Below are 24808 nucleotides of genomic sequence, written 5' to 3'. Positions count from 1 at the left end.
GTGAGCGTGATGAGTGAAGCGCGATCCGGTTCGCCGACATACTACTCCCGCCAAATGTCATCGGGAACGGGGGGGCGAGGGGTGGCGCACCGGCGATGTGTTATGCCGTATTACTAAGCTTACTAAGCTTACGAAGCAAAGTAGCGCCCCGGCGTGGTGTTGAAAGCGCGCCGGAAAAGGGCGATGAACGCACTGGCATTGTCGTAACCCAGATCGAGCGCCACGGTGTTGACCGGCTGGCCCGCCGCCAGCAGCTCCACTGCACGAAGCAACCTCGCGCGCTGCCGCCATGCGGTAAACGTCAACCCGGTTTCCTCAACAAATCGGCGGCTCACGGTGCGCGGTGCGGTGTTGGCCCATGCGGCCCATTCGTCGAGCGTGCGCGCGTCGGCCGGGTTGTCGACGAGCGCGGTGGCGATGCGTCGCAGACGGACATCGCCCGGCATTGGTAGCAGGAAGGTGTCGGCGTCGCTCGCGGAAATCTCGTCGAGCACCACGTTCACGACGCTCGTCTGCCTGCGATCCGGTTGACCCAGATCCCACTCGGCGGCGCGCAACACTGCCTCGCGTAGCAGGCCGGTGACTTCGATGGCGCGCGGCGTGTCGGGCAGGCCGCCACATTGATCGGGGCGCACGTACACCGCCCAGCCATAGAACGGCCCGTGCGAAAACGCCGCATGCGGATGATTCGGCGGAATCCATACGGCGCGCGTCGTGGGGATGACCCACGTGCCGAAGCTGGTGCGCACGGTCAGCAGCCCGGCGAGCAGCCCGAGCAATTGCCCCGAATCATGCTGATGGGTTTGCGACCCGCGCGGCTCGTCGATGCGTCCCATCACGGCGATGAGCGGCGGGTCCGTCGCGTCCATGCAATGGACGCGCGCGATCTTCGGCAGCAAATGTTCGGGATACGTCATGGCGGTCGTGGTGACTCGATAGGTGCGCGGTAATTGTGGCGCATTTGCGCTATTGAATGGCAGAAATAATCTATCAGTGCCACCGAGCCCAGCGATATGCTGCGTCAGCAAACCTGTGAAGGAGGGTACGCCTATGACACAAACCGCCATCGATCTCGATCAACTCTACGACCCGCCGTCGGAGATGATCGTCAAGGGCGTCATGCCGAGTCTGTTGCCGTTTCACGTCGCTTATCTGAAGGCGGCTACGTTCTTTTGTCTTGCCTCGGGCAGCGCACAGGGGCTCGACGCCTCACCGCGCGGCGGCGAGCCCGGCTTCGTTCATGCGCTCGATGAGAAGACGGTGGCGTTTGCCGACTGGCCGGGTAACAACCGCATCGCGTCGCTGCGCAATCTGAGCGAAGACAGCCGCATCGGCATGCTGTTTCTGTTTCCGGGGCTGGAGGTTTTCATGCGCATCAACGGGCATGGACAGATTTCCACGTCGCCGGACTTGCTGATGCGTCTGAAGGAAAACGAGCGCACGCCGAAGACGGTCATCGTCGTCACGATCGACGAAGTGCTGTTTCACTGCGGCAAGGCGATCAACCGCGCGAAGCTCTGGCGGGCCGAGTCGCAACTCGACCGCAAGGCGGTGCCTTCGTTAGGCGAGATGAAGGCGGCGCTTACCGGGTTGGATAAAGCGCGCGCGCAGGAGATGGATGAGGGGTATTACCGCTCAGTGCGAGGCAATCTCTACTGAGCTGACTGAGCTGACTGAGTCGATGCCGCTGACCGACTGACTCAGTTCGACTGACTCAGTTTTGCGCTGCCGATTCCTGCGCGCGGCGCAGGCGCTCGCGGCTGTTCGTCAGGTGCGTGCGCATGGCCGCGCGAGCTCCGGATCGCGGCGCGCGATCGCGTTGTAAATATCTTCGTGCTCGCGGTTCACGCGATTCAGATACGTCACCTGATCGTCGTCGGCCAGCGCAGCGGAGTTCACGCGGGTACGCGGAATGATCGTGTTGCCGAGCTGTTCGAGGATGTCGTGGAAGTAACGATTGCCGGTCGCGGTCGCCACTTGCAAATGGAACGCGACGTCGGCGGTCACAGCATTGCCGGTGCGCTGACGCACATGCATCTCGAAGTCATCGAGCGCCTGACGCATGAGCTTGAGTTGCGTGTCGGTGCGGCGGTTCGCCGCCAATCCGGCCGCTTCGGTTTCCAGCGAAATGCGCAACTCCAGAATGGCCAGCACATCGAGCATCGTGAGGATGCTGTTGGTGTCCACCTGCAACGCGTTTTCGCGCGGCGCTTCGAGCACGAAGGTGCCGATGCCGTGACGCGTTTCCACCAGTTGGGCCGCTTGCAGCCGCGAAATCGCTTCGCGCACCACTGTGCGGCTCACGCCCAGACTTTCCATGATGGCCGACTCGGTCGGCAGCTTGTCGCCGGGCCGGAACGTGCCGGCGCGAATCTGCTCGGACAAGGCACTCACCACCTCTTCCGTGAGGCTGCGAGACTTGCGGCGAGGACGTGCGGGCAACGAGCTGTTCATGGACATGGCGTCGGATAAAGAGGTGATGACGAAAAAAACGCCCCCAGTTTACCTTATCGACCGTCGCATACATACGACAACCGATAAGAATCGACCGCCGACACCTCATCCGAATTGGGATAGGGCACCGACGGCCCAAAGTGCGCCTTCTCGCGACCACTCATGAAGCACCGGCCGGCGCGCGCACGGCGCCGGCCATCGGAACAGACAACAGACAGGCAGACGTCAGAAGTCGACGCGAATGCCCAGCATGCCGACGAACTGCGAACTCGTCGACGACGGCGTGGCGTTCTGCGAGTCGCCCACCACCGGACCGGCGTTGATGATGCTCGTGGCATTCGCCGAGAGCGACTTGCCGTTGGCGTGCTGCCACGCTTCGAGCGCGTACAGCGACGTGCGCTTCGAGAGCGAGTACACCTGCGCCAGCGAGACCTGATGATAGGTCGCGGCATCGTTGATGCCGTTGGCCTTCGACGCTGCCGTGTAGCTGTACGCGGCGGCCAGACGCCACTGCGGTGCCACGATCCACGAGGCATGCACGCCGGCCGTGTTGAAGATTGCCGTGTCGTGGAACAGCGACGCGGCACCCGGCTTGTACTGCACGTTGCTGTAGCTCGCGCCGAAGGTCAGGCCACCAATGGTGTACACACCGGCGAACGCAATGTGTTGCAGCACGTCGGCCGTGACGTAACCCTGATTGACGGCCGAGGTGCCGTACGTGCCGGTCGATGCACTGTTCCAGCTCGTGCCGCCGCCACCCACGTTGTTCATGCGCAGGTAACCCGCCGCCAACGACAGCGGGCCGCCGTCATAACGCAACGCGCCGGAATACGTGTTGCCCTTGCTGAAGGCGCCCGGTTGTCCGCCGAAACCGTATTGCAGGCTGGCCGTCACGCCCCACAGCACCGGCGACGTGTACGTCACCGAGTTGTTGATGCGGATGGTCGTATCCAGACCGTCGATATCGCCCGGGTGTGCGCCGGTTGCGCCCGTGACGTAGGCGACCGGGCCGATCGTGCCGACCATCAGGTAGTACGGCGTGTACTGACGGCCGATAGTGACCGTGCCGATGGTGTCGTTCTTCAGGCCCACGAAGGCCTGACGATTGAACATCACGCCCGCCGAGCTGAAGGCGCCCGTGTTGACGTCAAAGCCGTTTTCCAACTGGAACAGCGCCTTGGTGCCGCCGCCCAGATCTTCGGTGCCACGAATGCCCCAGCGGCTGCCTGCCAGGTTGCCGTTGCGCAGATACGTGTTGGACTTGCCGTTCTGGTTGCTGCTGTACGTCAACGCATCGTCGACGATCCCGTACAACGTGACGTTCGATTGTGCGAACGCCGGTACGGCGCCGGCGGCGAGCCCGGCCAATGCGAGCCCGGCAATCAGTTTCGTTTGTCTCACGACATCTCCTCAGGTGGTGTGTTTTCTTGTGTTTCTGAAATTACGGTGCATCGGTGCTTCAGTACTTCGGGACTTCGGATACCGCGTGTGCAGGGTTCAGAAGCCGGTTCAAAAGCGCGGTGCCTTGCCGCTCCAGCCGGGTTGGTACTTGCGCATCTGAACCGCGTCGTTACGGGTGCGAACCCCGCAACGCAGGTACTGCTCGTGCAGCTTGGCCAACTGGTCCTGATCGATTTCGAGCCCGAGCCCCGGGGCCTTCGTGAGCGCCACTGCGCCGTTGCGGATCGCGATCTTGCCGCCGCGCACGACTTCCTCGTCGGCCGCCTGCCACGGGTAATGCGTGTCGCAGGCATACGACAGGCGCGGCACGCTCGCGGCCAGATGCGTCATGGCCATCAGGCTGATGCCAAGGTGCGAGTTGGAGTGCATGGAGAGGCCGAGATCGAACGTCTCGCACATGCGGGCGAGCACTTGCGTGTCGCGCAGGCCGCCCCAGTAGTGGTGGTCGGACAGAATGATCTGCGCGCCGTTGACGCGCACGTTCTCGCGGAACTGGCGCAGATCGGTCACGACCATGTTGGTCGCGAGCGGCATGCCGGTCGCGCGATGCAGCTCGGCCATGCCTTCGAGCGTGGGCGTCGGGTCCTCGTAGTACTCGAGATCGCCCTCCAGCTCGCGGCCCATCCGGATCGCCGTGGCGAGCGACCAGTTGCCGTTCGGATCGATACGCAATGGCTTGTCGGGGAAGGCGCGTTTGAGCGCCTTGAGGCACTTCACTTCTTCGTTCGGATCGAGCGCACCGGCCTTGAGCTTGATGCTGCCGAAGCCGTAGGTGTCGATCATGGTGCGGGCTTGCGCGACCAGTTGCGTGGCGTCGAGCGTCTCGCCCCAAGGGTCGGGCGCATACGGGTTGTCGATGTGCTGGGCGTACTTGAAAAACAGGTACGCGCTGTACTGCACCTCGTTGCGTACAGCGCCACCGAGCAATTCGACCAGCGGAATGCCGAGATGCCGGGCTTGCAAATCGAGGAACGGCACTTCGAAGGCGGAGTAGATTTTCTCGGCGTCCTTGCGCGGGTCAGTGCCCGGTGCCAACTCGTACTCGACGCGCTCACCGCCCACGCCACGCGCGACCACCGCCGCCACCCGGGCACGCAGGCCGTTGGTGTCGAACGGGTCCATGCCGATCAGATGCTCGCGGGTGTTTTGCAGCAGCGTGAGCACCGGCGCGTCGCCATACGTCTCGCCCAGCCCGACGTGCCCGTTATCGGTCTCGATTTCGATGATGGTGCGCAGTGCGTAGGGCTCGTGGATGCCGGCCGCGTTGAGCAGCGGCGGGTCGCGAAAGGCAATCGGGGTGATGGTGATGCGCTGGATTTTCACGGTGTCTCGGCCTCTTCTGCGGCACCGCAATCTGCGGTGCGCTGATATCTTTTACGTCATCGTATGACTGGCCGTAATTTAGGTGACGCATCCGGCGTCTCTCTATCGGTGTTTCCCCTGATCGTTACTGCTATTCGCTGTTGAAATAAGGCTTTAAACGCAATAAAAACAAAGGTGTCTCGTCATCCTAGGGAAATCTCTGACATGTTTCGCGGCGTCTCCTAATTGCAAAATGACAACGTCAGTCATATGATGACTTACGAGAAATTTAACCAAAAGAGGAGACAGCATGGCCTTCAGCCGCAGGGGATTCTGGCAACGCACGCTAGGCGCACTGGCATGTGCCGCCGTAGTGGGGAGCATCGCGAACACCGCCGCTGCCGCGCCGGTGACGCTCAACATCGTGGACGTGGCGGGCAACCTCGCGCTCACGCAGAAGGGCTTCGAAGCGTTCCGCGACAAGTACCCGGATCTGGTCTCCCGGATCACCTTCACCAACGCACCGGCCCCGCAACTGCCGGGCAAGATCAAGGCCATGCAGGCCGCGGGCCGCGCCGACATCGACATCGTGCTGACCGGCACCGATGCGCTCGCCGCCGGTATCCAGCAAAACCTCTGGCAACGTCTGCTGCCCGACTACAGCGCGCAACTGCCGGGCGTGCTCGACAAGTACGCGCCGAACGTGCGCGCGATGCAGGAACTCTCGAAGGGCTATGGCCTTACCGTGACCTTCATGCCGGCCGGCCCGCTGGTGGAATTCAACCCGGCCAAGGTGAGCAACCCGCCGAAGACGCCTGCTGAGCTGCTCGCGTGGTGCAAGGCGAACCCGGGCAAGCTGATTTACGCACGTCCGGCCAACTCCGGCCCGGGCCGCACGTTCCTGATGGGCCTGCCGTACCTGCTCGGCGACAAGGATCCGCATGATCCGATCAAGGGCTGGGACAAGACGTGGGCGTTCCTGAAAGAACTCGATTCGTGCATTCCGTACTACCCGGGCGGTACGTCGGCCGTGATGAAGGAACTGGGCGAAGGCAGCCGCGACATGACGCTGACGGTCACGGGCTGGGACATCAACCCGCGCGCGCTGGGTATCGTGCCGGCGAGCTTCAAGGTGCAGGCGTTCGACAAGTTCACGTGGGTGAACGACGCGCATTACATGGTCGTACCGAAGGGCGTGCCGAAGGAAAAGATGGACGTGATCATCAAGCTGATCAACTTCATGCTTGAGCCGGCACAGCAGGCGCTGACCTACGACGATGGCTACTTCTATCCGGGCCCTGCCGTGAAGGACGTGCCGCTCACCGCCGCGCCTGCGAAGAGTCAGGAAGTGATCGCCAAGTATGGCCGTCCCGAGTACACCAAGCTGATCGCGGACTTCCCGCACGCCGTGCCGCTCGACGCTACCGCGATGGTGGCGGCCTTCCAGAAGTGGGATGCCGAGATCGGCGCTCTGAAGTCGAAGTAACTTGGCCGATTCACAAGGGTTTCGTCATGAAGCACAACTTTCAGCACCTGCGCCTCGACAACGTTGCGCGTAGTTTCACCAACGCCGAAGGCCAGTCCGTTGCCGCACTGAACGGGCTGGACCTGACGATCGAGCGGGGCGAGTTCATCGCCTTGCTCGGCCCGTCGGGCTGCGGCAAGTCCACGGCGCTCAACTGCATTGCCGGGCTCACGCCGCTCACGGGCGGCGCGATCTGGCTCGACGACGAGCGCATCGACGTACTGCCCAGCGAGAAGCGCGGCTTCGGCATGGTGTTTCAGAACTACGCGCTGTTTCCGCACATGACCGTGCTTGAGAACGTGGGCTTCGGCCTGCGCATGCGCGGTGTGCCACGTGCCGAGATCGAGAAGCGCTCGCGCGACGCCCTGCAACTCGTGCAACTCGTGGGGCACGAGCGCAAGCTGCCCGGCCAGCTCTCGGGCGGCCAGCAGCAGCGCGTGGCCATTGCGCGCGCCATCGTGATCGAGCCGCCGGTGGTGCTGATGGACGAACCCTTGTCGAATCTCGACGCGAAACTGCGTATCGAGATGCGCGCCGAGATTCGCCGCATTCACGGCAAGCTCGACCGCGCCACGATCTACGTCACGCACGATCAGGACGAGGCGCTGTCGATGGCCGATCGCATCGTCGTGATGAAAGAAGGCGTGGTGCAGCAGATCGGTATCCCGCGCGACGTCTATTGCCGTCCGCGCAATCTGCACGTGGCGCGTTTCATGGGTTATCGCAACGTGCTGGACTTCTCCGTCACGTCGACGCAGGGCGATCACGCCCGTGTGTCGGCGGGCGGTGCGTCGTTCGAGGGCGTGCTGATGGAATCGCCGAACGGCGGCAAGGTCAGCGTGGCGATTCGTCCCGATGACTTCGAACGCGCTCAGGCGGCCAACGACAACGCCTTCGAGGTCGTGGTGGAAACCGTGGAATACGGTGGTCATGACTCACTGCTGCGCGTGGCCTCGCCGTTCGGTCCGCTGTATGCGCGCCTGCCCGGCGACTTCGCCGTGGGTGAGCGCGTGCCGCTGCACGTGCCGGCCGATCGCACGCTGGTCTATGCCGGAGAGCGCGCATGAGTGCCGCCACGTCTTCGGCACCGGCGAGCGAGCGCAGTGAGCGCGGGATGCGCTTTGATGCGCGCGGCTGGCTGGTCGTCCCGGCGCTGGCGGTGTTGGTGGCGATGTTCGTGTATCCGTTCGCCTATGGCTTGTTCCTGTCGTTCCAGCCCATGGAAGGCGGCGGGGTGTTCGCGAACTATCTCAAGTTCTTCACCGAATCCACGCTCTGGCCGACCGTCTGGATCACGCTCAAGCTCGCGGTGCCAGCCACGCTGATCAACGTGGGTATGTCGATTCCGGCAGCGTTTGCGCTGCGTCGCAACACACCGGCGGCCAAGTTCGTGACGATGCTGCTGGTCGTGCCGGTCACGCTCGGGACGGTGCTGATTGCCGACGGCATGTTGACGTACTACGGGCCGAACGGCTGGTTTCCGCAGGCGCTGCACGCGTTGCATCTGTATAGCGACGAAGTGCGCCTGACGCACAACTACTGGGGCGTGCTGATCTCGCTGGTGATCTCGGGCTTTCCGTTCGCGTTCCTGCTGATTCTGTCGTACGTCACGGGGATCGACCCGACGCTCGCCCGCGCGGCAGGCACGCTCGGCGCCGGACCGTGGGAACAGTTCCGGCTGATCTATCTGCCGCTGCTGGTGCCGGGGCTGACGATGGCGGCGTGTCTGTCGTTCGTGCAGGCGTTCTCGGTGTTCCCGTCGGCGGTGCTGCTTGGCGTGCCGGCCGGTGCCACGCGGGTGGTGTCGATTGCGGCGTACGAAGCCGCGTTCGAGAGCTACGACTATTCGCTCGCCTCGTGCGTGGCGATCGTGATGGGCTTTGTGCAACTGCTGATCGTGGCGGGCATGCTCGGTGCACGCCGGGCGTTCTACAGCGGTCCGACCTCGGGAGGCAAAGGATGAGCGCCGCAGACAAACCTCTGGCCGGTGCCATGGCCGTGCAGAACGGAGACTTCATGACCACGCCGTCATCCGCGGGCAATACCACCGCTTCTCGCGAAGCGAAAGCCACACGCCGCCAGTCGCGCCAGTCCCGCCGCGAAGGGCCGGGTGCCCGTATCTGGCGTGTGCTGGTGTGGGGCGCGATGATCTTCTTCCTCGTGAACGTGGGCCTGATGATTGCCACCGTCACGATGAACTCGGTGGCCACACGCTGGTTCGGCACGCCGCTGCCCGAGAGCTTCACGCTGCATTGGTATGCGCAGGCGTGGAACGACTTTCAACTGGCCAACGTGCTGTGGGTGACGTTCGAAGTGGTGGGCGCAGTGGTGTTGCTGTCGATTGCGCTGGGTGTGCCTGCCGCGTATGCGTTGGCGCGTGCGCAGTTCCCGGGCAAGCGCATTGCGATGCTGGTGTTTCTGCTGCCGCTGATGGTGCCGCCGGTGACGTACGGTATTCCGATGGCGACGGTGCTCTACAAGATCGGCCTTGGCGGCACGCTCTCGGGCGTGATTCTCGCGAACCTCGTGCCGTCGCTGCCGTTCGTGATTCTGGTGATGACGCCGTTCATCGAGCAGATCGATCCGAATCTCGAAGCGGCCGCTCGCATCTTCGGCGCGAACACGTTCAAGTACTTCCGTCACGTACTGCTGCCGCTGCTGGTGCCGGGCATGCTCGCGGCGGGCCTGCTGGTGCTGGTGCGCACCATCGGCATGTTCGAGCTGACGTTCTTCACGGCGGGGCCCGATACGCAGACGCTGGTGGTGGCGTTGTACTACGCGGTGTTTTCTACCGGCGTGCGAGCGCCGCAGTCGATTGATGCGATGGCCATGATCTATATGGCGATCACCTTGCTGTGGGTGCTCATCGCGCTGCAATTCGTGAGCCCGACGCAGTTGGTCAGCCGCGTGAAGGAAGCGCCAAAGGGCGAGTAGACGAAAGCAACGAAAAGGTAGTTTGTCAGGCAGGTGCGCCGAATATCCCCCGGCGCGGCCTGCCCGGTGACGGCCATCCGAGGGGGCTCGGATGGCCGTTGTCGTTTGCGGCGACGAAATGCAAATGCTGCACTGCACCTAAAGGTGTGGCGCAAAGCGGCCACGGGCGTTGGTGACAAGCGGAAAATATCGATAGCTCGCGATGGAATAAAGCGCTGCGGGCGAACGTTCTGTGAATGTCGACACCGACAATTACCTGAGGAGCCAATCTGATGAACCAACGTCAATCGATGTCCGCTGTTCTGACCGCTCTCGTCGTCGCCGCCGGCGCGTTTGCCGCCACCGCTGCGCACGCGGAAGCCCCGTTCAAAACCTCGAACGGCATGCTGGTCGACGGCCAGAACCGTACCGTCTACACGTTCGACAAGGATGTGGCCGGCAGCGGCAAGAGCACCTGCAACGGCCCGTGTGCCGAGGCCTGGCCGCCGGTGATGGCCATGTCGGGCGCGGCAGCCGAAGGCAACTATACGATCATCACGCGTGACGACGGCATGAAGCAATGGGCCTACAAGGGCAAGCCGATGTATCTGTTCACGAAAGACGCTGCCCCCGGCGACATGAAGGGCGACGGCTTCAAGGACGTGTGGCACGCCATCAAGCCCTGAGTGAAGTGAAGGAAGTGAATTTGGTGAGCGAGGCGTTGGGGTGTCTGAACCATTTCACGCAGGTGACCCAACACCGGCTGGGCGAAGCGGGAGGCCGCGGATGCGAACTCCCGTCGGGCAGGTTTCGCGGCGGCTCAGTATAATTTCGCGGCGTACGCTGGCGGTCATCGCCAGCGACGCTTCGGACTGGCTTGCCGCCAGGCACCCTCCGCCAGGAAATTCGCCGATGACCGGTCAGGATTTGCCCAGCATGCTCCCGGGTCTGCTGCCTCGCCTCTGGGCATTCGCTCTGCGCATCGCGGGCGATCGTCACGATGCCGAAGACCTCGTGCAACGCGCCTGCGTGCATGCGCTTGAGCGCGTGCATCAATGGCAGCCCGGTACGTCGGCATTGAGCTGGATGTACAGCATCGTGCATACCACCTGGATCAACGAGATTCGCTCGCGCCGCGTGCGCTCGCGCGGCAGCCTCGCGTGGGAAGACGCCGACGTGGAAACGGTGCCCGATTTGCACGCCGCGACGCCGGAAGATCTCGCGAGCTATCACCAGGTATTCGGCGCCGTCGATCAGTTGCCAGAGGCGCAACGTCTCGTGGTGCTGCTCGTCGCGGTCGAAGGCCTGAGCTATCAGGAGGCCGCACAGGTGCTCGACGTGCCCATCGGCACCGTCATGAGCCGTCTGTCACGCGCTCGCCGCACCATCGGCGACCGGTTCCGCAACCCTGAGGGGCAACCCCGCCGGATCGATAACACTGCTGGCGCACGTGAGGAGGACGCGTGATGAACGAAGACGATATCCGCCTGCTCGCGTACGTCGATAACGAACTGGCCCCGGCCGAACGCGCCGAAGTCGAAGCCGCGCTGGCCGCATCGCCGGTGCTGGCCGAAGTGGTGGCTTCGCTGCGCGCATCGCGCCTGCCATATCGCGAAACCTTCGCGTCGCAATCACTGCCCCCGGTTCCCAAAAGTCTGAGTGCCAATCTCGACGCCCTGCTGCGTGCGCATGCACAACGTCAGCCGATGGCGCCGGGTGTCGCGGCGCATGACGCCGGTGGCATGGCGCGACCGGCGGCCACTGTCGCGAATGACGAACCGCCCGTATCGTTGGCTTCGTCGGCGTCAGCTAACACGTCGGCACCGGGGCGTCGTGTGCGTCCGTGGTGGCTGGCCGCAGCCTTTGCGGCGGGGGTTGCCGCGACGGCGGTCACCATGCCGTTGCTGCCGGGCGTTTTGCAGAAAGCCGGACTCGGCGGCGCGGTGCTGACCAGTGCCACGACACCGCCGCCGAAATCGCCGCAAGGGGTGACGTGGGTGCGTGCCGCCGCCGAGTATCAGCAACTCTATGCGCGGGATACCGTCGCGTCGACGCATGTGGACGACGGCGACACCGCGCGCACCGTGGCGGACATTCAGCGCGACGACAAGCTCGATATCCGCGTGCCCGATCTGAAGGCGCAAGGCTTGACGTTCAAGCGCGTGCAACGGCTGCGCTGGCAGGATCGTGCGCTGGTTCAGATGGTGTATCTGCCCGAGAAGGGCGACCCGATTGCGCTGTGTGTGGTGAAGGACCCGCGCCCCGATCAGGGGGTGGCCGAGCAGCACATCGACCGCATGGGTGTGGTCACGTGGCGCAAGGGGCAGGTCGGTTATGCCCTGATCGGTGCGCCGGGTTCGGCGGACCTGAAAGCGATTGCGAGCGCACTCGCCGAAGGGCCGGTGACGCCGTTGTACGGCTGGCTGATGTCACCGGGAATGCCGGAGGCCGCGGGCGAAAGCCCGGCCTCCTGAGTCATCAAAGCGACAAGATGTTCGGCAGCAGCGGCCGGTTGAGCCGCTGACTCCACCACTTCAGCGCTTCGCCCATACGCTCGGTACGCCATGCCAGCCAGAATGTCTCGGGCGGGCGGGGCTCCTCGACCTGCAATTCCACCAGCGCGCCGCGCGTGAGCTCCGCACACACGCAGGCGCGCGGCAGAAAACCGTGCCCTAGTCCTGCCAACTGCGCCGCAATCTTCGCCTGCATGCCGGGCACGGTAATCCGGCGCTGACCCAGCAACAGTCCCACTGAACGATCGGCCAGCGAGCGCGCCCCGTCGCCCACGACGATCGCGGTGTTCTCCAGCAGATCGTCCCGCGTGAGCGGGCGTCCCAGCTTGGTGAATGGGTGGGTGGCGCTCACGCAGAACGCGAAATCCAGCGTGCCGATCGCCACGGCCTTGTAGCCACCGCTTGCCGGTCCTTCCCCGGCGGCCACGACCAGATCGGCCCGCCCTTCCCGCAACAACTCCCACGTACCCGTGAGCGTCTCCGTGCCAATGCGCAGGCGTGTGCCGCATCGTAGGTCTTCGAAGGCGCAGATATCGGGATTGAAGGCGCTCGTGGGGATCAGCGAGTCGTGTACCAGCCGGATTTCCGCCTCGTAGCCGGTGGCGATTTGCCGCATGCGCGATTCGAGCTGGCCCGCAGCCGCGAGCAGCCAGCGGCCCTCCTTGAGCATTTCCTGTCCCGCGTCGGTGAGCGTGACCCTCGGGCCGTTGCGCACGAATAGCGCAATGCCGAGCTGATCTTCCAGCTTGGAGACGGCGTAAGAGATGGTCGACGGCACCTTGTGCAGCCGCTCGGCGGCGGCGGCAAACGAGCCGTAGCGCGCGATGGCATCGACGATTTCGATGGCTTCCAGAGACAGTTTGAGCACGGGTGAATCTCCAAAATTTCCATCATCGAAATTTTCGATGATAAGTCGACAAAACCTTCAACCTCGCGGGCCTTGATTCCGACGAAACTTCTTCCAACGCGGCGGGAAACACAGACGAAAGCATACATGAGCCGCCGATGTTGATTTAGTGAATTTTATCGAACAGCAAGACGCAATTTCCCGTTCATTTTTTCTTTTTCTGACATTAGGAGACTTACCATGGCCCTCACCAAACCCGTCGCTGTTGCCAAGCCCGGTGCTCTGTTGCTCACGCCGCAGGACCACACGCTGATCATGATCGACTTCCAGTCGCAAATGGCCTTCGCTACGCACTCCATCGACGCCGTCACGCTGCGTAACAACGCGGCGCTGGTCGCGAACGCTGCTGCCGGTTTCGGCGTGTCCACGATCCTCACCACCGTGGCCGAAAAGAGCTTCAGCGGCCCGATGTTCGACGAAGTGACGGCACCGTTCCCCGGTCAGGCGATGCTGGACCGCACCTCGATGAATACGTGGGAGGACGAGGGCGTGATCCGCCGCGTGAACGAGATCGGCAAGTCGCGCATCGTGCTGGCGGGCCTGTGGACCGGCGTGTGCATCGTCGGGCCGGCTCTCTCGGCGATCGATCAGGGCTTCGAGGTGTATGTGATCACCGACGCCAGCGGCGATGTATCGACCGAGGCCCATGAGCGTGCCGTCGAGCGCATGATTCAGGCGGGCGCCCGCCCGATGACGGCCTTGCAGTATCTGCTTGAGTTGCAACGCGACTGGGCGCGCACCGACACGTACGACATGACCACGGGTATCGCGAAGAAGTGGGGTGGCTCGTACGGTATCGGCATCAACTACGCCAAGACGATGTTCAACGCCCACGAAGCCTGAGCCGGAGCGTCACAATGAAGCCCTACCTTCTGTCACTGGCCATCGGGATGCTCGTTGGCGTGATCTACGCGCTGTTCCACGTGCGCTCACCGGCCCCGCCGGTCATCGCTCTGGTAGGGCTTCTCGGGATTCTGCTCGGCGAGCAGATCCCGCCGCTCGTCAAAGGGTGGGTCAAGCCTGAGACTGTGACGACCTCGTGGTTGCGCCAGCAGGTCAAGCCGCATGTGTTCGGCGAATTGCCGCGCTGCGACAAGACCGACGTCGCGGCCACGCCCTCCACGCCCTCCACGCCTTCCACGCAGAAAGACCGCACCTGATCCTCGCGGTATCGCGACGCTCCACTTCGTCAAGCCAAGGAAACCGACATGCACGATACGACTGCCTCGACTGCCTCGACCACCTCGACTGCCCCCGACCTCATCCTGCACAACGGACGCTTCACTACGCTGGACCGCACCAATCCGACGGCGAGCGCCGTGGCCATCAAGGACGGCCGTTTCGTGCGCGTTGGCCGCGCCGAAGACGTGCTGCCGCTTGCCGGCAGCGCCACCCGAGTGGTCAATCTGCAAGGCAAGCCGGTATTGCCCGGTCTGATCGACAACCACCTGCACATCATTCGCGGCGGGCTCAACTTCAATTTGGAATTGCGCTGGGACGGCGTGCGCAGTCTGGCCGACGCCATGGGCATGCTCAAGCGTCAGGTGGCGATCACGCCCGCCCCGCAATGGGTGCGCGTGGTGGGTGGTTTCACCGAACACCAGTTTGTCGAGAAACGCCTGCCGACCATCGCGGAACTCAACGCGGTGGCCCCGGATACCCCCGTCTTTATCCTGCATCTTTACGACCGTGCGCTGCTCAACGGTGCCGCTCTACGTGCGGTGGGCTACACGCGAGATACCCCTGCGCCGCCGGGCGGCGAGATCGTGCGAGACAGCGCAGGCAACCCGACGGGGCTGCTGCTTGCCAAGCCGAACGCGTCCATCCTTTACGCCACGCTGGCCAAGGGCCCGAAGCTGCCGCTGGAGTATCAGGTCAACTCCACGCGCCACTTCATGCGTGAGCTCAACCGTCTGGGTGTGACCGGCGCCATCGACGCAGGCGGCGGATTTCAGAACTACCCCGAGGACTATCAGGTGATCCAGCAGTTGGCCGATGCGGGCCAACTCACGATCCGGCTGGCCTACAACCTGTTCACGCAAAAGCCGAAGCAGGAGAAGGAAGACTTTCTGAACTGGACTGCGACGTCCACGTACAAGCAGGGCGACGATTACTTCCGCCATAACGGCGCGGGCGAGATGCTGGTGTTTTCCGCGGCCGACTTCGAAGACTTCCGTCAGCCGCGCCCGGACATGGCGCCCGAGATGGAGGGCGAACTCGAAGAGGTGGTGCGCGTGCTCGCGCAGAACCGCTGGCCGTGGCGTCTGCACGCGACTTACGACGAAACCATCGAACGTGCGCTCGACGTGTTCGAGAAGGTCAACCAAGACACGCCGCTCGAAGGCCTGAACTGGTTCTTCGACCACTGCGAGACGATCTCCGAGAAATCGATCGACCGCATCGCAGCCCTCGGCGGCGGCATTGCCGTGCAGCACCGGATGGCGTATCAGGGCGAGTATTTCGTCGAGCGCTACGGCGCGGGTGCGGCCGAGGCCACGCCGCCCGTCAAGCGGATGTTGGAGAAGGGTGTGAACGTGTCCGCCGGTACCGACGCGACGCGTGTGGCGAGCTACAACCCGTGGGTATCGCTGTCGTGGCTGGTCACGGGCAAGACCGTGGGCGGCATGCAGCTTTACCCGCAGGCGAACTGCGTGGACCGCGAGACCGCGTTGCGCATGTGGACCGAGAAGGTCACATGGTTCTCCAACGAAGTCGGCAAGAAGGGCCGCATCGAGGCAGGCCAGTTGGCCGACCTGATCGTGCCCGACCGCGACTTCTTCGGCTGCCCCGAATCGGACATCGCCGACACGACGGCACTGCTCACCATGGTCGGCGGCAAGGTCGTCTACGGTGCGGGTCCGTTCGCGTCGCTCGACGAAGGCACGCCGCCGGTGGCCATGCCCGACTGGTCGCCTGCACGCACCTTCGGCGGCTACGCCGGTTGGGCCGACAAGGAAGCGCCGGCAAATGGCACGCCCATGCAAAAGGCGCTGCACAACGCCGCAGCGGCCTGCGCCTGCGCCAACAACTGCAACGTGCACGCGCATCAGCACGCCACGGCGTGGAGCAGCAAGCTGCCGGTCTCCGATCTGAAGGGCTTCTGGGGCGCATTGGGTTGTGCCTGCTGGGCGGTGTGACGATGGCCACGTCGACCCTTGCGCGTTGGCAACCCGCGCCAGCCTTGCGGTGGATTGCCCTGCTGTTGTTGTGCGCCGCCTACTTGCAGGGCGGCTTGGATAAGGCGATGGACTTCAGTGGGGCCATCGCCGAGATGCAGCACTTCGGCGTGTCGCCGGCGGCGCCGATGGCTGCTGCGGTCATCGTGCTTGAGTTGGGCGCGTCCGCACTCATCCTCACGGGCGTCTACCGCTGGCTCGGTGCCGTGGCGCTGGCGGCGTTCACGCTGTTCGCGACGTTCGTGGCCCTTCGTTTCTGGGAGATGCCGCAGCCCGGGCGCTTCATGGCCGAGAACGCATTCTTCGAGCATCTGGGTTTGGTTGGCGGTTTTCTGCTGGTGGCATGGCACGACTGGAAGTCACGTGCGGATGCCTGAACGACAACGGTAAATGCTTCGTTTTTTCGATCTTGTTTCCTCACCTATTTGGAACGCATCATGACGACTCTGACACTGCGCGACGGCACCGAGCTTTACTACAAGGACTGGGGTTCGGGCCAGCCCATCCTCTTCAGTCACGGCTGGCCGCTGAGCGCCGACATGTGGGACGCGCAAATGCTGTTTTTCGCCGAACGCGGCTACCGCGCCATCGCGTTCGATCGCCGGGGTTTCGGCCGGTCGAGCCAGCCGTGGACCGGCTACGACTACGACACGTTCGCCGACGACATTGCGGAACTCATCGAAGCGCTCGATCTGAAGGACGTGATCCTCGCGGGCTTCTCGATGGGCGGGGGCGACGTCACGCGCTACATCGCACGCAAAGGCAGTTCACGGATTGCCAAGCTGGCGCTCATCAGCGCGGTGACGCCGTTGTTCGTCAAGACGGCGGACCACCCGCAGGGCCCCGATGCCTCGCTTTTCGCCGGGATCCGCGCAGGGCTTGCCGCCGACCGCCCGCAGTTTCTCGATGACTTCAGCACCGTTTTTTACGGCACCAATCGTCCGGGCGCCAAGGTGTCGCAGGGTGTCTTGAAGCAGACGTTGCAGATCGCGTTGCAGGCGTCGATCAAAGCCACCATCGATTGCGTGACCGCTTTCTCTGAAACGGACTTCCGTCCTGACATGGCGAAGATCGACGTGCCTACGCTCGTGATCCACGGTGACGACGATCAAGTCGTGCCGATGGAAGCCACAGGCAAGCTCGCGGCGGAGATGATCAAGGGCGCACAGTTCAAGGTGTACGCCGGCGCGCCGCACGCTACCGCCAGCACGCACGCCGATCAGCTCAACGCCGACCTGCTGGCGTTCATCCGAGGCTAAGAGGCCAAGGGGCCAAGGGGCCTGTGCCCCGAGGGTTCGGCTTAACCCGTCAGGCGTTGAGCCGCACCCCTTACCGAGACACTTACATGACCACGTCATCCACGCCGATTCAGGTTCACGACAACCCGTCGAAGCACCGCTTCGAATATCTGGCACAGGGCGAGCACGCCGTTGCGATTTATTCGATCGAAGGCAACGTCATCACGTTCATCCATACGCTGGTGCCCGATGCGCTGCGTGGGCAGGGGATCGCGACGAAGCTGGTGCTCGCGGGACTCGCCTCTGCGCGTGAGCGCGGACTGCGGGTCATTCCGCAGTGCCCTGTCTTTGCGGCCTACATGCGCGCTCATCCCGAGACGCACGATTTGCTGGCTGAGGAAGGCCGCGTGTTGTTGGGCCTCTGATAATCAATAGACGCCGGACCTTACGACGATACGGAGCTGTCATGACATCGCCTGCTGCCACCGATTCAGTTGACGTCCAACATCCCCGGGTTCGACTGCTCGGAGGTGCCTATTCCGCACGCGCGTTCGAGATTCGCGACTTCCTGAGCCGAAGCGTAGTCACCTACGATTGGGTCGAGCTGGACGAGGCCGCCGCGCGCCGCATTCCCGGTATCCGCGGGCTGGACGATCCGGGCCTGCCAGTGTGTGAATTTCCCGACGGCACGCGATTGTTCAATCCGAGCGTTGCTGACGTCGCCAAGCGGCTGGGGTGGGTGGAAAAGCCCCGCCGAAAGGCATACGACGTGTCGATCTACGGTGCCGGTCCGGCCGGGCTGAGCGCGGCGGTGTATGCCGCATCCGAAGGCTTGAGTACCGTGCTCGTCGAGCGCGATGCGATCGGTGGACAGGCGGGCAACTCGTCGCTGATCGAGAACTATCTGGGCTTTCCGCAGGGCATCAGTGGCAGCGAATTGGCCGAGCGAGCACGCCAGCAGGCGGTGCGCTTCGGCGCGGAGATTCTTCGGCTGCGCGAAGGTATCTATGCCGTCTTTGGCGACGGTGGTATTCACGTCGATCTGGCCGACGGCACACAGCTTTGCGCGAGCACCAACATCTGCGCGACCGGCATCGAATGGCGTCGGCTTGGCTTGCCGGACGAGGCGCGATTGCAGGGACTGGGTCTCTTTTACGGCGCAGGCGCGAGCGAGGCCCCCATGTGCACCGGCGAGACGGTGTATGTCGTGGGTGGCGGCAACTCGGCAGGGCAGGCGTCCATTCATCTGGCCGCTTACGCCCGCGAAGTCGTCATTCTGGTGCGTGGCGCGCGCTTGGCGGATACGCTGTCCAATTATCTGATTCAGAAGATACAGGGCACGCCCAACATTCGGGTGGTCGTGGGCTGTGAAGTGAGCGCGCTGCATGGCGGCAATTTTCTGGAAGCGATCACGGTTCGCGAGCGCGAGAGCGGCGACGAGCAGGTGCTGGCGACGCATCATCTGTTCGTCTGTATCGGCGGACTGCCCAATACCGATTGGGCACGCGACACGGCCATCGCGCGCGACGGGTCCGGTTATCTCGTCACGGGGCCCGACCTCACGCCAGCGATGCTGACAGCCGCGCGCTGGCCGCTGGCGCGTGCGCCGTTTCCACTCGAAACCAGCGTGCCCGGTTCGTTCGCCGTGGGGGACGTGCGGCACGGTTCGATGAAGCGCGTCGCGTCCGCGGTGGGCGAAGGCGCGATGGCTGTTGCATTTATCCACCAGCATCTCGCAACTCTTTGAGGAGAGATCGCCATGTCCAAACGTTGCACGCATACCGACAGCATTCAACACGTCACACCCAGCGCGCTGGGTTGTGAAGAGTGTCTGAAATCCGGCAGCCGCTGGGTGCATTTGCGACTGTGTCGCACCTGCGGCCATGTGGGCTGTTGCGACGACTCCCCCAACCGCCACGCGAACGCGCACTTCCACGAAACCGGCCATCCCATCATCGAAGGTTATGACCCGCCGGAAGGTTGGGGCTGGTGTTATGTCGATCGCGTCATGCTGGATCTGGGTGACGATACAACGCCACAAAACGGGCCGATCCCGCGCTACGTCTAAATCATCTGAATGACCCGAAGAGGTTTTCATGCAACTTGAAGAATCCACGCCCTCCGTCGATCCGCGCGATCCGTCGCTGCGCAGCGCCTCGCTGGACGATCTGTCAGCCCGCCGCCTGCCACGCCCCGACAGTGTGACGGCGGTCATCGAGCATCACGTGCGGGCGGAATCCGTCGCGGCGTACGAGCAGTGGCTCAAGCGCATCGTCCCCATCGCGGAGCGCTTTCCGGGGCATCGCGGGGTCCATGTCCTTCGTCCCGTGCCGGGTTCGACGGTCTATACCGTGACGCTGCGCTTTGACTCGCTGCCGCACGCCGAAGACTGGTTCCAGTCGGATGCGCGGCAAACGCTGCTGAGTGAAGTCACGCCGTTTCTCGCGCGCGACGAGCAGCGCCAGACTGTGACGGGGCTTGAATTCTGGTTTCACCCGGCGCCGGGGCAAAAGCCCGCCAAGCGCTACAAGCAATTTCTGTTGACGCTATCGGTGATTTTTCCGCTGACGATGATCGTGCCGCTTCCCGTGCGCTGGCTCGCGTTGCAGCTACCGTGGCTCGACAACTTCGTCGTGACGAAGCTGCTGGCGGCGGCGATCATTGTGGGACTGATGACGTACGTCATCATGCCGCGTGTGACACGCGCGGCTGCACGATGGTTGTACGAGTGAAGTGAAAGGTGCGTGGCGCAGCGACTCGTTCAAGCCGGGTCGCTGCGCCACGGGTGTCAACGCGTTAGATTTCGCGTCAGGCTTGCTTCATCGTGTTAGCGCACCATCGACCAGACGCCACAGACTGAGCGGATTGTCTTGACGCAGGGCGTCCGGCAGCAGCGCATCGGGCAGGTCCTGATAGCAGACCGGGCGCAGGAAGCGATCGATCGCCGTGGCACCGACGGACGTGAACATCGCGTTCGACGTGGCCGGGAACGGGCCGCCGTGCACCATCGCATGACACACTTCGACGCCGGTCGGAAAACCGTTCGCGAGAATACGTCCGGCGCGGCGCTCCAGACTCGGCAGCAGACGGCGTGCCGTCTCCACGTCGCCTGCGTCGAGTTGCAGCGTGGCGGTGAGTTGGCCTTCGAGACGCTCGGTGATCGCGATCATCTCGTCGACACTCTCACAGGCAATGACGACCGACGCCGGGCCAAACACCTCGTCGTGCAGCGCCGGTGTGGCGAGAAACGCCGCCGCCGTCGTGCGGAAGAGGGCCGCTTGCCCCTGACATCCCGTGCCTGCCTGTCCGCGCGCCACCAGCGACACATTGCCCTCATCGGCCAGACGTGCGACGCCCTTGTCGTAAGCCTGATGAATGCCCGCCGTCAGCATCGTGCCCGCCGCCTTGGCGGTGAGGGCTTCACCGGCGCTCTGGCAGAACCGCTCCAGCGCATCGCCCGCGATACCCAGCACCAGCCCCGGGTTCGTGCAGAACTGACCGACGCCCATCGTGAGCGAGTCGGCGAAGCCCTTGGCAATCGCCTCACCGCGCGCCGCGAGTGCTTCGGGCAGCACGTACACCGGATTGATGCTGCTCATTTCCGCATACACGGGAATTGGCACCGCCCGCGCTTGCGCGATGCGTTGCAAGGCAAGACCTCCCGTGCGCGAGCCCGTGAAGCCGACCGCCGCAATCGCCGGGTGCGCGACCAGCGCCTCGCCCACCGCGCGCTCGCCGACGAGCAGCGAGAAGACACCTTCCGGCAGGCCTAGCTTCTGCACTGCGGAGCGCACGGCGCGGGCCACGAGTTCCGAGGTGCCTAAATGCGCCGAGTGCGCCTTCACGACGACCGGACAACCGGCAGCAAATGCCGAGGCCGTATCACCACCGGCCACCGAGAACGCCAGCGGGAAGTTGCTCGCGCCGAACACGGCGACCGGACCGAGGCCGATCTTCGACAGGCGCAAATCGCTACGCGGCAACGGCTGGCGCGCAGGTTGTGCCGGGTCGATCGTGGCGTCGAGAAAATGCCCGTCACGCACCACCTGCGCAAACATCCGCAGTTGACCGACCGTGCGACCGCGCTCGCCTTGCAAGCGCGCTACGGGCAGACCGCTTTCGGCATGGGCGCGCTCGATGAGCGCGTCGCCCAGATCGAGAATCGCTTGCGCGACGGTCTCGAGAAATTCAGCGCGCTTGGCCAGCGGCAATGCACGGAACGGATCGAACGCGGCGCGCGCGAGTTCGCAGGCACGGTCAACGTCCTGCGGGGTGCCCGCGCCGAACGCGGGGGCGATTCGCTCGCCGCGCGCAGGATCGAACGCGTCCAGCGAGCCCGCGCTGCCGCGCACGTCGGCGCGGCCAATCAACATCTCACCGGTGATCTGCATGCGGGGCTCCTTAGCCTTCGACCTTCTTGATGAGCGCGTCGAGCGCTTCGAGTTCCTGCGGCAGCAAGTCGGTCAACGGTGCGCGCACCGGGCCGGCGTCGTGGCCGACGAGCTTCGCGCCCGCCTTCACGATGCTCACGGCATAACCCGCGCGACGATTGCGAATTTCGAGATACGGCAGGAAGAACGTGTCGAGCAGGCGGCCCATCGTGGCCTGATCGTCTTCACACACGGCGCGGTAGAACGCCATGGCCGTCTTCGGAATGAAGTTGAACACGGCCGACGAGTACACCGGCACACCGAGTGCGCGGTACGCTGCGGCATAGACTTCGGCGGTGGGCAGACCGCCCAGATATGAGAAGCGATCGCCCAGACGGCGGCGAATCTGCACCATGCGTTCGATATCGCCCACGCCGTCTTTGAAGCCGATCAGGTTCGGGCACTTGTCGGCAAGACGCTCGAGTTCGTCGGCGCTGAGTTTCGAGTTGGCGCGGTTGTAGACGATCACGCCGATGTTGACCGACTGGCAAACCTGTTCCACGTGGGCGGCGATGCCGTCGAGGCTGGCTTCCGTCAGATAGTGGGGCATGAGCAGCACGCCCTTCGCGCCGAGGCGTTCGGCTTCCTGTGCGTACTGCATGGCCATGCGCGTGGGGCCGCCGGCGCCCGCCAGAATCGGCACCTTGCCGGCGCAGGTGTCGACGGCGGTCTTGATCACGGCGCTGTAGTCCTGCGGCGTGAGCGAGAAGAATTCGCCCGTGCCGCCAGCCGCAAACAAGGCCGTCGCACCGAACGGCGCCAGCCATTCCAGGCGATCCGCGTAAGCGCGCGCGTTGAAGTCGCCATTCGCGTCGAAGTCGGTCACGGGGAAAGACAACAAGCCGTCGGAGACGATCTGTTTGAGTTCTTGGGGTGCGGTCATTTCGGCAGTTCCTGTCGGCCCGCGGGGCCGGATTCGGTCATAAAAGGGATCGCTCAACTAGCGTCCGGCGCTTAGTTATATGTCATCGTATAACATGTCATTCGGTCGATCAAGAGGGAGGCTGTCGGAATGGCAGTTGGGATAAACCCGGAAAGGGGTTGTCACTATACGGACGTAACCGCGAAAGCGTACGCGCATCAAGCGTCTAGATGTATGATGACGCATAAGTGACGGCGGGTTGAGCCAACATCAACGACGCCGGATGGGATCAAGTCAGCAGGAGGAGAGGTACGCAAGATGTCTTCAACACAGGACACGCGCCACGCAGGCGATACACAGCAGGAAGCCGCGTCCGGCACACCGGGATCAATGGCGGCTTCGGCAGCTTCGGCAACATCGGGGCTGTCGGATATTTCCAACAAGTCGGCAACGGCACCGCGTTACATCCGGATGCAGCCGGAAGACAACGTCGCCATCGTCGTGAACGACGGCGGCTTGCCCGTGGGCAGCCGCTTTGCCGACGGGCTGATGCTCGTCGACGCGGTGCCGCAGGGACACAAGGTCGCGCTGGCGGATCTCGCGCAGGATGCGCCAGTGATTCGTTATGGCGTGGTCATCGGCTACGCAGCGCGCCCATTGCCAGCGGGTAGCTGGGTCAACGAGCGCAATCTGCATATGCCCGAGGCACCGTCGCTCGACCGGCTGCCGATCGCCACGCGCGTGCCCGCGGCATTGCCGCCGCTGGAGGGCTTCACGTTTCAGGGCTATCGCAACGCCGACGGCTCGGTGGGGACTCGCAATATTCTGGCCATTACCACCACCGTGCAGTGCGTGGCCGGGGTGGTCGAATTCGCAGTGAAGCGCATCAAGGAAACGTTGCTGCCGAAGTACCCGAATGTCGACGATGTCGTCGGTCTGGAGCACACCTACGGCTGTGGCGTTGCCATCGACGCGCCGGACGCCATTGTGCCGATCCGCACGCTGCGCAACATCGGAACGAATCCGAACTTCGGCGGCGAGGTGATGGTGGTGAGTCTGGGCTGCGAGAAGCTCCAGCCTGAGCGTCTGCTGCCGGCGGGCAGCATTCCCATCGGCAGTGCGGATGCCGACGGCAAACCCGACACTGTGTGCCTGCAAGACGAGGCCCATGTCGGCTTTCTGTCGATGATCGATTCGATTCTTGCTGCGGCGGACGTGCACTTGCAGCGTCTGAATGCGCGTCAACGTGAAACGGTACCGGCGTCGGAGCTGATTGTCGGCGTGCAGTGCGGCGGCAGCGATGCGTTCTCGGGCGTGACGGCGAATCCTGCCGTGGGTTTCGCCACGGACCTGCTGGTACGCACGGGCGCCACGGTCATGTTTTCGGAAGTGACCGAAGTGCGCGACGGCATCGATCAACTGACCTCACGCGCGGCAACGCCCGAAGTAGCGGCGGCCATGATCAAAGAGATGGCGTGGTACGACGCGTATCTTGAGCGCGGCCGCGTGGATCGCAGCGCAAACACGACGCCCGGCAACAAGCGGGGCGGGCTGTCGAATATTGTCGAAAAGGCGATGGGGTCGATCGTGAAGTCGGGCAGCGGGCCGATTCACGGCGTGGTGTCACCGGGCGACAAGCTCGACCGCTCGCGCCAGCGCGGGCTCATTTACGCGGCGACGCCCGCCAGCGATTTCATCTGCGGCACGCTGCAACTGGCGGCCGGTATCAACCTGCATGTGTTCACCACCGGACGCGGCACGCCCTACGGTCTCGCCGAAGTTCCGGTGATCAAAGTCGCGACCCGCAGCGATCTGGCGCGCCGTTGGCACGATCTGATGGATGTGGACGCGGGCCGCATTGCGACCGGCGACGCCACCATCGAAGACGTGGGCTGGCAGTTATTCCACTTGATGTTGGCGGTGGCCAGCGGCGAGAAGACGTGGGCAGAGCGTTGGGGATTGCACAACGCGCTCGTCCTGTTCAACCCCGCGCCGGTGACCTGACGCGCGGGGCGGCCAGCATCGCC

At 63.9% G+C, this 24808-nt stretch carries 24 protein-coding genes and 1 pseudogene; 18 read left to right on the top strand and 7 right to left on the bottom strand.

Annotated elements, in window-relative coordinates; all coding sequences use genetic code 11:
• Positions 1-128 precede the first annotated feature (128 nt).
• Positions 129-917, bottom strand: a complete 789-nt coding sequence (locus tag AT302_RS22500) for a helix-turn-helix domain-containing protein (RefSeq protein WP_084656397.1) — start codon at positions 915-917, stop codon at positions 129-131.
• A gap of 133 nt (positions 918-1050) precedes the next feature.
• Here AT302_RS22500 and AT302_RS22495 point away from each other — a divergent pair, with 133 nt between their 5' ends.
• Positions 1051-1659 (top strand): MSMEG_1061 family FMN-dependent PPOX-type flavoprotein, encoded by a 609-nt coding sequence (locus AT302_RS22495; RefSeq protein WP_058375924.1) that lies wholly within the window; start codon positions 1051-1053, stop codon positions 1657-1659.
• Between the two features lie 55 nt (positions 1660-1714).
• Here AT302_RS22495 and AT302_RS22490 read toward each other — a convergent pair.
• The 3 genes and pseudogenes from AT302_RS22490 to AT302_RS22480 all read right to left on the bottom strand — a co-directional run bounded on the left by AT302_RS22490 (position 1715) and on the right by AT302_RS22480 (position 5238).
• Positions 1715-2454 (bottom strand): annotated as a pseudogene (locus AT302_RS22490) (FadR/GntR family transcriptional regulator).
• 225 nt (positions 2455-2679) lie between these two features.
• Positions 2680-3855, bottom strand: coding sequence for a porin (locus AT302_RS22485; protein WP_237171993.1), 1176 nt, complete (start codon positions 3853-3855; stop codon positions 2680-2682).
• Between the two features lie 108 nt (positions 3856-3963).
• Positions 3964-5238 carry a glucarate dehydratase family protein gene (locus tag AT302_RS22480; RefSeq protein ID WP_058375923.1) on the bottom strand — a complete coding sequence of 425 codons (1275 nt, stop codon included), beginning with the start codon at positions 5236-5238 and terminating at the stop codon, positions 3964-3966.
• 289 nt (positions 5239-5527) lie between these two features.
• Between AT302_RS22480 and AT302_RS22475 the strand changes: the two genes are divergently transcribed.
• The 7 genes from AT302_RS22475 to AT302_RS22445 all read left to right on the top strand — a co-directional run bounded on the left by AT302_RS22475 (position 5528) and on the right by AT302_RS22445 (position 12129).
• Positions 5528-6703, top strand: a complete 1176-nt coding sequence (locus AT302_RS22475; RefSeq protein ID WP_058375922.1) for an extracellular solute-binding protein — start codon at positions 5528-5530, stop codon at positions 6701-6703.
• A 26-nt stretch (positions 6704-6729) separates the two neighbouring features.
• Entirely contained in the window at positions 6730-7809 is a 1080-nt protein-coding gene (locus AT302_RS22470; RefSeq protein WP_058375921.1) for an ABC transporter ATP-binding protein, read from the top strand.
• Positions 7806-8705 carry an ABC transporter permease gene (locus AT302_RS22465; protein ID WP_058375920.1) on the top strand — a complete coding sequence of 300 codons (900 nt, stop codon included), beginning with the start codon at positions 7806-7808 and terminating at the stop codon, positions 8703-8705. Before AT302_RS22470 ends, AT302_RS22465 begins: the two co-directional genes overlap by 4 nt.
• Complete coding sequence (locus AT302_RS22460) at positions 8702-9676, top strand: ABC transporter permease (protein WP_157125852.1); 975 nt, start codon at positions 8702-8704, stop codon at positions 9674-9676. Before AT302_RS22465 ends, AT302_RS22460 begins: the two co-directional genes overlap by 4 nt.
• A 272-nt stretch (positions 9677-9948) precedes the next feature.
• Positions 9949-10341, top strand: coding sequence for a COG4315 family predicted lipoprotein (locus tag AT302_RS22455; protein ID WP_058375919.1), 393 nt, complete (start codon positions 9949-9951; stop codon positions 10339-10341).
• 226 nt (positions 10342-10567) lie between these two features.
• Positions 10568-11122: an RNA polymerase sigma factor gene (locus AT302_RS22450; protein WP_058375918.1), complete on the top strand. Its 555-nt coding sequence runs from the start codon at positions 10568-10570 to the stop codon at positions 11120-11122.
• Positions 11122-12129 (top strand): anti-sigma factor family protein, encoded by a 1008-nt coding sequence (locus tag AT302_RS22445; protein WP_058375917.1) that lies wholly within the window; start codon positions 11122-11124, stop codon positions 12127-12129. The genes AT302_RS22450 and AT302_RS22445 overlap by 1 nt, the downstream gene beginning before the upstream one ends.
• 4 nt (positions 12130-12133) lie before the next feature.
• Here AT302_RS22445 and AT302_RS22440 read toward each other — a convergent pair whose 3' ends face one another.
• Positions 12134-13036, bottom strand: a complete 903-nt coding sequence (locus AT302_RS22440; RefSeq protein ID WP_058375916.1) for a LysR family transcriptional regulator — start codon at positions 13034-13036, stop codon at positions 12134-12136.
• Between the two features lie 219 nt (positions 13037-13255).
• On the opposite strand from AT302_RS22440, the gene AT302_RS22435 reads away from it, so the two are divergent.
• The 9 genes from AT302_RS22435 (at position 13256) to AT302_RS22395 (ending at position 20221) form a co-directional block, all read left to right on the top strand.
• Positions 13256-13918 carry an isochorismatase family protein gene (locus tag AT302_RS22435; protein ID WP_058375915.1) on the top strand — a complete coding sequence of 221 codons (663 nt, stop codon included), beginning with the start codon at positions 13256-13258 and terminating at the stop codon, positions 13916-13918.
• A gap of 14 nt (positions 13919-13932) precedes the next feature.
• Positions 13933-14235: a DUF1427 family protein gene (locus tag AT302_RS22430; RefSeq protein ID WP_058375914.1), complete on the top strand. Its 303-nt coding sequence runs from the start codon at positions 13933-13935 to the stop codon at positions 14233-14235.
• Between the two features lie 48 nt (positions 14236-14283).
• Complete coding sequence (locus tag AT302_RS22425) at positions 14284-16212, top strand: amidohydrolase (RefSeq protein WP_058375913.1); 1929 nt, start codon at positions 14284-14286, stop codon at positions 16210-16212.
• 2 nt (positions 16213-16214) lie between these two features.
• Positions 16215-16628, top strand: coding sequence for a DoxX family protein (locus AT302_RS22420; RefSeq protein WP_058375912.1), 414 nt, complete (start codon positions 16215-16217; stop codon positions 16626-16628).
• 60 nt (positions 16629-16688) lie between these two features.
• Positions 16689-17510: an alpha/beta fold hydrolase gene (locus AT302_RS22415; RefSeq protein WP_058375911.1), complete on the top strand. Its 822-nt coding sequence runs from the start codon at positions 16689-16691 to the stop codon at positions 17508-17510.
• Between the two features lie 86 nt (positions 17511-17596).
• Positions 17597-17914 carry a GNAT family N-acetyltransferase gene (locus tag AT302_RS22410; RefSeq protein WP_058375910.1) on the top strand — a complete coding sequence of 106 codons (318 nt, stop codon included), beginning with the start codon at positions 17597-17599 and terminating at the stop codon, positions 17912-17914.
• A 41-nt stretch (positions 17915-17955) separates the two neighbouring features.
• Positions 17956-19236 (top strand): NAD(P)/FAD-dependent oxidoreductase, encoded by a 1281-nt coding sequence (locus AT302_RS22405; RefSeq protein WP_058375909.1) that lies wholly within the window; start codon positions 17956-17958, stop codon positions 19234-19236.
• A 12-nt stretch (positions 19237-19248) separates the two neighbouring features.
• Positions 19249-19557, top strand: a complete 309-nt coding sequence (locus AT302_RS22400; protein ID WP_039367056.1) for a UBP-type zinc finger domain-containing protein — start codon at positions 19249-19251, stop codon at positions 19555-19557.
• A gap of 28 nt (positions 19558-19585) precedes the next feature.
• Positions 19586-20221, top strand: a complete 636-nt coding sequence (locus tag AT302_RS22395; protein ID WP_058375908.1) for an antibiotic biosynthesis monooxygenase — start codon at positions 19586-19588, stop codon at positions 20219-20221.
• Between the two features lie 87 nt (positions 20222-20308).
• Here the strand turns inward: AT302_RS22395 and AT302_RS22390 are convergent, their stop codons facing one another.
• Both AT302_RS22390 and kdgD read right to left on the bottom strand, forming a co-directional pair.
• The gene (locus tag AT302_RS22390; RefSeq protein WP_058375907.1) at positions 20309-21880 is read right to left on the bottom strand and encodes an aldehyde dehydrogenase (NADP(+)); all 1572 of its coding nucleotides are present in this window, start codon (positions 21878-21880) and stop codon (positions 20309-20311) included.
• Positions 21881-21890: 10 nt separating this feature from the next.
• Positions 21891-22802 carry a 5-dehydro-4-deoxyglucarate dehydratase gene (gene kdgD, locus AT302_RS22385; protein ID WP_058375906.1) on the bottom strand — a complete coding sequence of 304 codons (912 nt, stop codon included), beginning with the start codon at positions 22800-22802 and terminating at the stop codon, positions 21891-21893.
• Positions 22803-23252: 450 nt separating this feature from the next.
• Here kdgD and garD point away from each other — a divergent pair, with 450 nt between their 5' ends.
• Entirely contained in the window at positions 23253-24785 is a 1533-nt protein-coding gene (gene garD / locus AT302_RS22380; RefSeq protein ID WP_084656642.1) for a galactarate dehydratase, read from the top strand.
• The last annotated feature ends 23 nt before the right edge of the window (positions 24786-24808 follow it).

This window comes from Pandoraea norimbergensis (genome assembly GCF_001465545.3).
Classification (GTDB): Bacteria; Pseudomonadota; Gammaproteobacteria; order Burkholderiales; family Burkholderiaceae; genus Pandoraea; species Pandoraea norimbergensis.
The sequence above is the reverse complement of the archived record's forward strand: the minus strand, read 5'-3'. Positions and strand labels throughout refer to the sequence as shown.

Coding starts and splice junctions, on each gene's coding strand:
- AT302_RS22430 (WP_058375914.1), top strand. CDS start 13,933: ATGAAGCCCTACCTTCTGTCACTGGCCATCGGGATGCTCGTTGGCGTG.
- AT302_RS22415 (WP_058375911.1), top strand. CDS start 16,689: ATGACGACTCTGACACTGCGCGACGGCACCGAGCTTTACTACAAGGAC.
- AT302_RS22470 (WP_058375921.1), top strand. CDS start 6,730: ATGAAGCACAACTTTCAGCACCTGCGCCTCGACAACGTTGCGCGTAGT.
- garD (WP_084656642.1), top strand. CDS start 23,253: ATGCAGCCGGAAGACAACGTCGCCATCGTCGTGAACGACGGCGGCTTG.
- AT302_RS22465 (WP_058375920.1), top strand. CDS start 7,806: ATGAGTGCCGCCACGTCTTCGGCACCGGCGAGCGAGCGCAGTGAGCGC.
- AT302_RS22475 (WP_058375922.1), top strand. CDS start 5,528: ATGGCCTTCAGCCGCAGGGGATTCTGGCAACGCACGCTAGGCGCACTG.
- AT302_RS22410 (WP_058375910.1), top strand. CDS start 17,597: ATGACCACGTCATCCACGCCGATTCAGGTTCACGACAACCCGTCGAAG.
- AT302_RS22405 (WP_058375909.1), top strand. CDS start 17,956: ATGACATCGCCTGCTGCCACCGATTCAGTTGACGTCCAACATCCCCGG.
- AT302_RS22495 (WP_058375924.1), top strand. CDS start 1,051: ATGACACAAACCGCCATCGATCTCGATCAACTCTACGACCCGCCGTCG.
- AT302_RS22500 (WP_084656397.1), bottom strand. CDS start 917: ATGACGTATCCCGAACATTTGCTGCCGAAGATCGCGCGCGTCCATTGC.
- AT302_RS22420 (WP_058375912.1), top strand. CDS start 16,215: ATGGCCACGTCGACCCTTGCGCGTTGGCAACCCGCGCCAGCCTTGCGG.
- AT302_RS22425 (WP_058375913.1), top strand. CDS start 14,284: ATGCACGATACGACTGCCTCGACTGCCTCGACCACCTCGACTGCCCCC.
- AT302_RS22445 (WP_058375917.1), top strand. CDS start 11,122: ATGAACGAAGACGATATCCGCCTGCTCGCGTACGTCGATAACGAACTG.
- AT302_RS22435 (WP_058375915.1), top strand. CDS start 13,256: ATGGCCCTCACCAAACCCGTCGCTGTTGCCAAGCCCGGTGCTCTGTTG.
- AT302_RS22460 (WP_157125852.1), top strand. CDS start 8,702: ATGAGCGCCGCAGACAAACCTCTGGCCGGTGCCATGGCCGTGCAGAAC.
- AT302_RS22395 (WP_058375908.1), top strand. CDS start 19,586: ATGCAACTTGAAGAATCCACGCCCTCCGTCGATCCGCGCGATCCGTCG.
- kdgD (WP_058375906.1), bottom strand. CDS start 22,802: ATGACCGCACCCCAAGAACTCAAACAGATCGTCTCCGACGGCTTGTTG.
- AT302_RS22390 (WP_058375907.1), bottom strand. CDS start 21,880: ATGCAGATCACCGGTGAGATGTTGATTGGCCGCGCCGACGTGCGCGGC.
- AT302_RS22455 (WP_058375919.1), top strand. CDS start 9,949: ATGAACCAACGTCAATCGATGTCCGCTGTTCTGACCGCTCTCGTCGTC.
- AT302_RS22450 (WP_058375918.1), top strand. CDS start 10,568: ATGACCGGTCAGGATTTGCCCAGCATGCTCCCGGGTCTGCTGCCTCGC.
- AT302_RS22400 (WP_039367056.1), top strand. CDS start 19,249: ATGTCCAAACGTTGCACGCATACCGACAGCATTCAACACGTCACACCC.